Below are 1,643 nucleotides of genomic sequence, written 5' to 3'. Positions count from 1 at the left end.
TGTCGGCTTCGTGCCGGGCGACCGGCTGCGGGAGGGCTGCCTCGCCGAACTGACCGTGCGGGAGAACCTCCTGGCCAATCCCCGCGCGGGCGGCCGGCCGGCGCCGCGCTGGATCGGTCCCCGCCGCGAACGCGCCCAGGCCGCCGCCCTGATCGACCGGTTCTCGGTGCGTCCCCGCGACAGCGAGGCCCCCATCGCCACGCTCTCCGGCGGGAACCAGCAGAAAGTCATGATCGGCCGCTGGCTGCGGACGGAGCTGCGGCTGCTGATCCTCGAGGAGCCGACCGCGAGTGTGGACATCGGTGCCAAGGCCGCGATCCACCGCCTGCTCGACGAGGCGGTGTCGGCGGGCCTCGCGGTCCTGCTTCTGTCCACCGACTTCGAGGAGGTCGCGAGCGTGTGCGGGCGCACCCTGGTCTTCGTCCGCGGATCCGTGACGGCCGAGCTGAGCGGCAGCGCCCTCACCGTCACCGGGCTCACCCGGGCGGCCTCGGCCATGCCCCCCTCCATTGCCGCGACGACCCCATGACCGAACCGCCCTCGCCCTCCTCGCCCCGCCCCGGGCGCCTGCGCGCACCCGGTGGGCACCACATCGGCGCCTACGGCCTGCTCGCCCTGACCGTCCTGCTCTACCTGGTCTTCTCCCTCGCCCTGCCGGAGACCTTCCCCACGCTGGACACCGTCGACTCGATCCTCTCCACCCAGTCGATCCCGGCCGTCCTCGCGCTGGCCGCCATGGTGCCCATCGTCACCGGCGCGTTCGACCTCTCCATCGGCTACGGCCTCGGACTGGCGCACGTCATGGTGATGCAGCTCGTCGTCAATGAGGGCTGGCCCTGGCCGCTCGCCTGTCTCACCGTGCTCGCCGGAGGGCTGGTCGTCGGCGTCCTCAACGGCGTCATCGTCGAGTTCGGCCGGATCGACTCCTTCATCGCCACCCTCGGCACCGGCAGCATGATGTACGCCGTGACCGGCTGGATCACCGACGGCAGCCGGATCGTCCCCGGCCCGCAGGGCCTCCCGCCCGCGTTCACCGACCTCTACGACTCCACGTTCCTCGGCCTTCCGGTCCCCGCCTTCTACGTGCTCGCCCTCGCGGGAGTCCTCTGGCTGGTGCTGGAGCGGCTGCCGCTCGGCCGGTACCTGTACGTCGTCGGGTCGAACCCGCGTGCGGCCGACCTGGTCGGCATCCCTACCCGCACCTGCACCGTCTACGCGTTCGCCGCCTCGGGGCTGATCGTCGGCTTCGCCGGGGTGCTGCTCGCGGCCCAGCAGCAGATCGGCAACCCGAGCGTCGGCCTCGACTACCTGCTGCCCGCCTTCGTCGGCGCCCTGCTCGGCTCCACGGCGATCAAACCCGGCCGGCCCAACGCCCTCGGCACCGTCGTCGCCGTCGCCGTCCTGGCCGTCGGCCTCACCGGCATCGCCCAGCTGGGCGCCGACTTCTGGACGGTGCCGCTGTTCCACGGCGGCACCCTGCTCATCGCCGTGGGCCTGGCCGGATACGCCGCCCGCCGCCGGTTGCGCGGCGGCGCCGCGGCCCGCGACACACCCGCCGCGCCACCCCCGCCACCACCCCCCACCCCCCCCCCCCCCCCCCCCCCCCCCTCCCCCCCCCCCCCCCCCCCCCCCCCCCCCCCCCC

The 1,643-nt window shown here is 74.3% G+C and carries 2 protein-coding genes; both read left to right on the top strand.

The features are described from left to right. Positions 1-529 (top strand): ATP-binding cassette domain-containing protein (locus AOQ53_RS34765; RefSeq protein WP_148640415.1); only part of this gene is annotated, 529 nt, incomplete at its 5' end. Further along, on the top strand, positions 526-1,643 hold a 1,118-nt coding region (locus AOQ53_RS34760), incomplete at its 3' end, for an ABC transporter permease (protein WP_148640414.1). The genes AOQ53_RS34765 and AOQ53_RS34760, both read left to right, overlap by 4 nt.

It is taken from the genome of Streptomyces azureus (assembly GCF_001270025.1).
GTDB lineage: Bacteria > Actinomycetota > Actinomycetes > Streptomycetales > Streptomycetaceae > Streptomyces > Streptomyces azureus.
Note: the sequence above shows the minus strand (reverse complement) of the source record. Positions and strands in the feature narration are given on the sequence as shown.